Source organism: Pseudomonas sp. PB106 (assembly GCF_009764645.1).
Classification (GTDB): Bacteria; Pseudomonadota; Gammaproteobacteria; order Pseudomonadales; family Pseudomonadaceae; genus Aquipseudomonas.
In genome coordinates this window covers 1-7259 of record NZ_RWIM01000136.1, presented here as the reverse complement: position 1 = coordinate 7259, position 7259 = coordinate 1, and the positions used below count along the sequence as shown (strand labels likewise).

The window sequence follows — 7259 nt, the reverse complement described above, 5'->3', positions numbered from 1 at the left end:
AGTGAGCCTGCTCGCGATAGCGGTGTGTCAGCCAACATTAATTTAACTGACACACTGCCATCGCGAGCAGGCTCACTCCTACAAGGGGGCTGCAGTGACTGGGAGATTAACTCGCTGGCAAACAGTTCCAGGCGCTCACGGGTGTCGCCGGCGGTGCGCCAGGATTCGTCGCTTTGTGATTGCAGCGCTTCGGGGCGTGGGCCTGTCCATGGCTCAGCCAACGCACAATCGAGTGGATCGAAGCCGAGTTCGAACGCTTTGGCGAGTGCACGCAATAAACTCGATTGCGCACCTTTGCCATCGCCACGCGGAATCCGCAGCAGCGCCAGCAAGGTATCAATGCGCAGTCGCCCAGTCGGCGACTCGCCAAAAATGTGCAGGCCATCGCGAATCTGCGATTCCTTCAGATCGCACAAATAGGTGTCCAGACGCGGCAGCCAGATTGCTGCATCGGCGTCGCTGTCCAGTGCTGCGTCGAGTTGCAGCTCACGGTCGATCTGCGTGTCACGTACCAGTTGCAGAATGTCGCGCTGCAGTTCACGGGCGCGACGCGGGTCGAGCAGTTGCGCCTCGTAATATTCGTCGGCCAACAGCTCCAGATTGCGCAGCGGGCCATAGGTTTCGGCGCGGGTCAGCGGCGGCATCAAGTGATCGATGATCACGGCTTGCGTGCGTCGTTTGGCCTGAGCGCCCTCGCCCGGATCGTTGACGATAAACGGGTAGATATTCGGCAACGGCCCAAGCAGCGCATCCGGCCAGCAATGTTCCGAAAGGCCGACGCCCTTGCCCGGCAGCCATTCGAGGTTGCCGTGCTTGCCGACGTGGATCACACCGTGCGCGCCGTAGGTGTTGCGCAACCAGAAATAGAACGCCAGATAAGCGTGCGGCGGCACCAGATCCGGGTCGTGATACACCGCGCTTGGATCAACCTGATAACCGCGTGCCGGTTGAATGCCGACGAAGGTCAGGCCGAAGCGAATGCCGGCGATCATCATCCGACCGTCGCGACACATCGGATCGTTTTGCGGCGCGCCCCAGCGCTCGACAACAGCGGCGCGATTGGCTTCCGGCAGCGCGTTGAACATCGCCAGATAAGCGTCCATCGCCAGGCTTTGCTGGCATGGGCGCAGGTCTATCGTGTCGAGATCATTGCTGACGCCACCGAGCAATTGCTGGATCAACTCGGTGCCGCTGCCCGGCAATTCTGCCGTGACCGGATAGCCTTCAGCCTGTAGCGCACGAAGGATATTCAGCGCTGCTGCCGGCGTGTCGAGGCCGACACCGTTGCCGATGCGACCGTCTCGGGTCGGGTAGTTGGCGAGGATCAGCGCAATGCGTTTTTCGCCGTTCGGCACCCGCGCCAGATCGATCCAGCGCCGCGCCAGTTCGGCAACAAAATCCATACGCTCGGGTTGCGCGCGGTAGCAGACCACATCGGACTGACTGCGCTCACTGCGCCAGGCCAGATCCTTGAAACTGATCGGCCGGCTGATAATGCGCCCGTCGAGTTCCGGCAAGGCAATGTGCATCGCCAGATCACGCGGGCCAAGGCCTTGCTCACTGTCACGCCAGCCGGGCTCGTTGTCTTGAGCGCAGATCGCCTGAATCACCGGAATATTGCGGCGAAACGGCCGCAGATGCGGCGCTTCAGGGCTGGACTGGGCGAAACCGGTGGTATTGAGGATGACCCCCGCCTCGACTTCATCCAGCCAATCCTCGACCACCGCCAGGCAGCCCGGTTCTTTCAAACTGGCCATGGCGATGGGCAAGGGGTTGAGCCCCGCCGCCTGCAGACGCTGACAGAAAACGTCGATAAACGCGGTGTTCGCCGCTTGCAGATGCGAGCGGTAAAACAACACCGCCGTGACCGGGTTTTCCGGCAGCCATTCGGCTTGCCAGTCGCCCAGTGCGGCGGTGGGTTTGTGCGGGTGGTAAATCGCCGTACGCGGCAGGGGTTGCGGTTCGCCCCACGGATAATCGCGGTCGAGCCAACGGCTGGCCATGCAACGGAAGAAATCCAGCGCATTGCCCATGCCGCCCTGACGCAGGAACTGCCAGAGCCGGTCGCGATCTTCGGCGTTGACGGTGCTCAAATCGCTGAGCTCCGGATCGGGACGATCATCGCCCGGCACCAGAATCACCTGAACGCCGCGCTCGGCCAACTCGACCAGACGCTCGACGCCATACCGCCAATAGGCGATGCCGCCGTGCAACGAGATCAGAATCACCTTGGCGTGGCGCAGCACTTCATCGACGTACAAATCCACCGACGCGTGATTCTGCACCTGCATCGGATTGGCCAAGCGCAGGCTCGGGTAATCCTCCGGCAACTGCTGCGCCGCTTCGGCGAGCAGCGCGAGGCTGGAGTCGCCGCTGCACAGGATCACCAGCTCGGCGGGCGTTTGGCCAAGGTCGGCGATGTTGTCATCCGAGACGAAACCGCCGGGCTGAGTCCTGAGCAGGTGCATGGCTTAAACGCTGAGTGCGGCGCGCAGTTGCGCTTCGAGTTGTGCGGCGTCGAGCTCCTGACCGATCAACACCAGACGCGTCACGCGCGGTTCATCGGTGCCCCACTGGCGGTCGAAATGCTTGTCGAAACGCGTGCCCACACCCTGGATCAGCAGGCGCATTGGTTTGTTTGGAATGGCAGCGAAACCTTTGACACGGAGGATGCCGTGCTTGACTACCAATTGCGTCAGCGCGTCGAGCAGCAGGCTTTCGTCGGCTTGCGGCAGTTCGATGGAGATCGAATCGAAGGCGTCATGATCGTGGTCATCGTGGTCGTCATCGCCTTCACCGTGATGATGATCATGATGGCTGTGGCGGCTGTCGATGTGTTCTTCGGAACCGGCACCGAGGCCGATCAGCACGTCCAGCGGCAAACGACCGTTGCTGGCTTCGATGATTTTCACCGCTGGCGGCAGCTCTTCGGCGACTTCAGCGCGAACGCGAGCGAGATCTTCCGGGCTGGTCTGGTCGGCCTTGTTGAGAATCACCAGATCGGCGCTGGCCAGTTGATCGGCGAACAGTTCGTGCAGCGGCGATTCGTGGTCAAGGTTCGGGTCGAGTTTGCGCTGGGCGTCAACCTGATCCGGGAACGCTGCGAAGGTGCCGGCAGCGACGGCCGGGCTGTCGACCACGGTGATTACCGCATCAACCGTGCAGGCGCTACGGATTTCCGGCCACTGGAAGGCTTGCACCAGCGGTTTCGGCAGGGCCAGGCCCGAGGTTTCGATGAGGATGTGATCGAGGTCACCGCGACGAGCAACCAGTTCGCGCATCACCGGGAAGAATTCTTCCTGAACGGTGCAGCACAGGCAGCCGTTGGCCAGTTCGTAAACGCGGCCGGTGGCTTCTTCTTCGGTGCAACCGATGGTGCATTGCTTGAGGATTTCACCGTCGATGCCCAACTCGCCAAACTCATTGACGATCACCGCGATGCGACGGCCTTGGGCGTTGTCGAGCATGTGGCGCAGCAGCGTGGTTTTGCCCGAGCCGAGGAAGCCGGTGACGATGGTGACGGGGAGTTTGGCCAGTGTTTTCATCGGTATGCCCTTTGGCAAGCGGCGGGCATACGGGACGAGAACCGGCAACGCGCGTGCGCGCCGGAAGCGTTCGCCACCGGATCACCCCGCCCGGTTGTAGTGAGAATCTGTGACGAGGCAGGTCTCCTGGCTGACGGTGTTCAGGCATGCGCCTGGCGTTTGCTGCGCCTTCCCGCTGGCTCATCGATTGAGCTGGCAGTGGCGTGGCAGCGAACAGCACCGTTCACAGTTGCGGGGGCAGCCGCGGCATTGACCGCGTTCCCTTCTTAGCTTCGGTGTGGGCCGAAGAACCTCGAAGGCGCAAGGCTACGCATGGCTTGCTTATGGGTCAATGTTTGGATTGGGGGCATATCCGTTGCTGCGGGTGCTGCCGCTGGCGGTTTCGCTCTTACAGCGAGTCACCTTTTCCAGACGCCGAAAAGGTAACCCAAAAGGCTTGGCCCCGGCGTACGGCACTTCGCTGAGGCTCAGTGTTCCCTCACTACGGTGTCCATCCGGGGGCATCGCCTACGGTTTGCTTCGCTGCACCTCCTCTCGATGTGTGCGGCTTCGCCGCACGGCGCTGCGCGCCTACCCCCGGATGGACACCTCCGCTCGGCCTGCCGAAGGGGCAAAAAATCAAAAGCCACATCAAAAGCCACATCAAAAGCCAAAGCAGATCAAAAGATCGCAGCCTTCGGCAGCTCCTACATGTGAACGCATCGGAAAATAAGTGCGCTGTCAGGACGCCTTCCGAGCAAGCTCTGCTCCTACGAAGATCAAAAGCCGAGCACCCTGGGCTCCTCACCACTCAATAGGCCGAGTACCAGCTCGCCTGCTCTTGATCTTGATCTAGGAGCCCGTCGGAAGGCTGAGTGGAGGGATTGATCCGGGCGTGGGAGCGCAGCGACCGTTTGGCGCAGCCAAACACAGCGAGAGGAGGTGCAGCGAAGCAAACCGTAGGCGCTGCGCCCGGATCGATCCTGCAGCGAAGGAACCCGAGCCTTAGCGAGGGCCGAACGTCAGGGCAAAGCCTTTTCGGTTACCTTTTCGCTGGGCCGGCACTCCGGCGTTTGGAAAAGGTGACTCGCCGTAAGGGCGAAACCCTAAGCCGCCGTTACCGCAGCAACGGATATGCCCCCCATCCAATTGACTCAAATCCCCCCCTCATGCTCTCCTACACAACTTGTTACGGGTGCCCTTCACAGGGTGAAACGGGAAACCGGTGAATCATGTGCTTTACTCAAGCCCATGTCAGTCCGGTGCTGCCCCCGCAACGGTAAGCGAGCGAAGCGTCAAAACCACTGTGCCAGTACGGCATGGGAAGGTGACGCTTGCAGGTCGGCCTGACGCCAACCCCTCGTGAGCCCGGAGACTGGCCCGCAACACACAGCGCGCATTGTGCGTCGTTGAACATAACAAACCCGCGGTGGGCGGGCGCTGTTTGAACCCCTGCGTGCTCGACCCGCAGGGGTTTTATGCGCTCTATATCACCCGCTGACATTCCAGAGGGAAGCGCCATGTCGACCATCAGCAGCACCGGCAGCAACACGGACAAAATCGCCAGCACCGCCACGCTGAGCCAACGCCTGACCGCCGCGATCTTCGCGTCGATTCTGGGCGCCAGCCTGGTCTACTTCGCCGGTTTCTCGCACATCGAAGCGGTGCACAACGCCGCCCACGATACCCGCCACAGCGCCGCGTTCCCGTGCCACTGAGACCTGTCGACATGATCAAGCGTATTGCGCAAACCGCAGGGTTCACCGGTCTGCTGGCCGCCCTGCTCCTCACTCTGCTGCAGAGTTTCTGGGTCTCGCCGCTGATTCTTCAAGCGGAAACTTTCGAGAAAGCCGAACCCGTCGCCGTTCATGAACACGCCGAAGGCGCCATGGCTGGCCACACTCACGATGCCGAAGCCTGGGAGCCGGAAGACGGTTGGCAGCGTGTGGTTTCGACCACCGGCGGCAATCTTGTTGTGGCCGTGGGCTTCGCCCTGATGCTCGCCGGCCTCTACACCCTGCGCGCACCGACCAAAACCTCGCAAGGCCTGCTCTGGGGCTTGGCCGGTTACGCGACGTTCGTTCTGGCACCGACCATGGGCCTGCCGCCGGAACTGCCGGGCACTGCTGCCGCCGACCTGGCATCGCGCCAGATGTGGTGGATCGGCACCGCGGCTTCGACCGCTGTCGGCCTGTCGTTGATCGCGTTCAGCCGTCACTGGCTGATGAAAGTCCTCGGTGTTGCCATCCTTGCCGTGCCGCACGTGATTGGCGCGCCGCAACCGGATGTACATTCGATGCTCGCGCCGGAAGCTTTGGAAGCTCAATTCAAAATCGCTTCGCAGTTGACCAACGTGGCGTTCTGGCTGGCCTTGGGCCTGATCAGCGCCTGGTTGTTCCGCCGCAAAAGCGATGATCAATACCACGCATGATTCATGACAGCGCAGCGCCGGCTTTCGTCGTCGGCCTGGGCTGCCAGCGCGGCTGCCCGGCCAGTACGTTGCGTGCGCTGCTCGATCAAGCGTTACAGGCCCACCGTATCGAACTCCAGACCGTCAAGGCATTGGCCAGCATCGACCTGAAACGCGACGAGCCTGGACTGCAGGAACTTGCGGCGCAATTGGCCCTGCCCTTGCTGTACTTCAGCAGCGAAGAACTGGCCAATTATCAGCAAAGGCTCAGCCATCATTCACAGATCGCCTTCGAGCGAACCGGCTGCTATGGCGTTGCCGAAAGTGCCGCGCTGGCGCTGGCTGAACAGTTGATCCAAGCCCCGGCAAAACTGCTGATTTCCCGGCAGAAGTACGCTCAGGCAACGTTGGCATTGGCCGGCGCAGCATAAAATCCCGATAATCCTCGCCGTTGATCATGAGCAATCTTCATCTGAAAGGATTGCCGTGCCGCTTTTTCAAAGGATTCAATGATGACCGTCTACTTCATCGGCGCCGGCCCCGGCGACCCGGAATTGATCACTGTCAAAGGCCAGCGGCTGATCCGCAGTTGCCCGGTGATTATCTATGCAGGCTCGCTGGTGCCTGCGGCGGTGCTCGAAGGCCATCACGCCGACACCGTGGTCAACAGTGCCGAATTGCACTTGGAACAGATCATCGACCTGATCAAAACCGCTCATGCCAAGGGTCAGGATGTGGCACGGGTGCATTCCGGAGATCCGAGTTTGTATGGCGCGATTGGTGAGCAAATCCGCTATTTGCGGGAACTGGGAATCCCGTTCGAAATCATTCCTGGCGTGACGGCTACGGCGGCGTGTGCAGCGTTGCTGGGAGCAGAGTTAACCTTGCCGGACGTATCGCAAAGCGTGATTCTGACCCGCTACGCCGATAAGACCGCGATGCCAGCGGGTGAAGAACTCGGCAGTCTGGCGCAGCATGGCGCGACCATGGCGATCCATCTGGGGGTCAATCATCTGCAGAAAATCCTCGCTGAACTAGTGCCGCATTACGGCGAGGATTGCCCGATTGCGGTGATTCATCGGGCGACATGGCCGGATCAGGATTGGGTGGTGGGGACGCTCGCGAATATTGCCGCGAAGGTAGAGGCCAAAGGCTTTCGGCGGACCGCGCTGATTCTGGTCGGGCGGGTGTTGGGCAGTGAGGTGTTCAGCGAGTCATCGTTGTATCGTGCGGGGCATGCACACCTTTACAGGCCCTGAAAGCAAAAGATCGCAGCCTTCGGCAGCTCCTACAGGGAAATACATTCCAATGTAGGAGCTGCCGAA

General features: G+C 61.1%; 6 protein-coding genes and 2 riboswitches. Of the genes, 4 read left to right on the top strand and 2 right to left on the bottom strand.

Annotation, left to right across the window (positions count from 1 at the left end):
* Together cobN and cobW are read right to left on the bottom strand one after the other, a co-directional pair.
* Nucleotides 1–2468: cobaltochelatase subunit CobN (cobN, locus tag EJA71_RS18785; RefSeq protein ID WP_158959146.1), on the bottom strand; the 2468-nt coding region annotated here is incomplete at its 3' end.
* 3 nt (nt 2469–2471) lie between these two features.
* Entirely contained in the window at nt 2472–3545 is a 1074-nt protein-coding gene (gene cobW / locus EJA71_RS18780) for a cobalamin biosynthesis protein CobW (RefSeq protein WP_158959145.1), read from the bottom strand.
* Between the two features lie 98 nt (nt 3546–3643).
* Nucleotides 3644–3855: riboswitch (cobalamin riboswitch) on the bottom strand.
* Between the two features lie 845 nt (nt 3856–4700).
* Nucleotides 4701–4923, top strand: a riboswitch (cobalamin riboswitch).
* A 121-nt stretch (nt 4924–5044) separates the two neighbouring features.
* On the opposite strand from cobW, the gene EJA71_RS18775 reads away from it, so the two are divergent.
* The 4 genes from EJA71_RS18775 to cobM all read left to right on the top strand — a co-directional run bounded on the left by EJA71_RS18775 (nt 5045) and on the right by cobM (nt 7193).
* Nucleotides 5045–5242 (top strand): CbtB domain-containing protein, encoded by a 198-nt coding sequence (locus EJA71_RS18775; protein ID WP_158959144.1) that lies wholly within the window; start codon nt 5045–5047, stop codon nt 5240–5242.
* Nucleotides 5243–5253: 11 nt separating this feature from the next.
* Nucleotides 5254–5955: a CbtA family protein gene (locus tag EJA71_RS18770; RefSeq protein ID WP_158959143.1), complete on the top strand. Its 702-nt coding sequence runs from the start codon at nt 5254–5256 to the stop codon at nt 5953–5955.
* The gene (locus EJA71_RS18765) at nt 5952–6365 is read left to right on the top strand and encodes a cobalamin biosynthesis protein (protein WP_158959142.1); all 414 of its coding nucleotides are present in this window, start codon (nt 5952–5954) and stop codon (nt 6363–6365) included. The genes EJA71_RS18770 and EJA71_RS18765 overlap by 4 nt, the downstream gene beginning before the upstream one ends.
* 81 nt (nt 6366–6446) lie before the next feature.
* Nucleotides 6447–7193, top strand: a complete 747-nt coding sequence (gene cobM, locus EJA71_RS18760; protein ID WP_158959141.1) for a precorrin-4 C(11)-methyltransferase — start codon at nt 6447–6449, stop codon at nt 7191–7193.
* Nucleotides 7194–7259 lie beyond the last annotated feature (66 nt).

Bases quoted from the DNA above. Each gene is read 5' to 3' on its own strand.
- cobW (WP_158959145.1), bottom strand. From the start codon at position 3,545: ATGAAAACACTGGCCAAACTCCCCGTCACCATCGTCACCGGCTTCCTC.
- EJA71_RS18775 (WP_158959144.1), top strand. From the start codon at position 5,045: ATGTCGACCATCAGCAGCACCGGCAGCAACACGGACAAAATCGCCAGC.
- EJA71_RS18770 (WP_158959143.1), top strand. From the start codon at position 5,254: ATGATCAAGCGTATTGCGCAAACCGCAGGGTTCACCGGTCTGCTGGCC.
- EJA71_RS18765 (WP_158959142.1), top strand. From the start codon at position 5,952: ATGATTCATGACAGCGCAGCGCCGGCTTTCGTCGTCGGCCTGGGCTGC.
- cobM (WP_158959141.1), top strand. From the start codon at position 6,447: ATGACCGTCTACTTCATCGGCGCCGGCCCCGGCGACCCGGAATTGATC.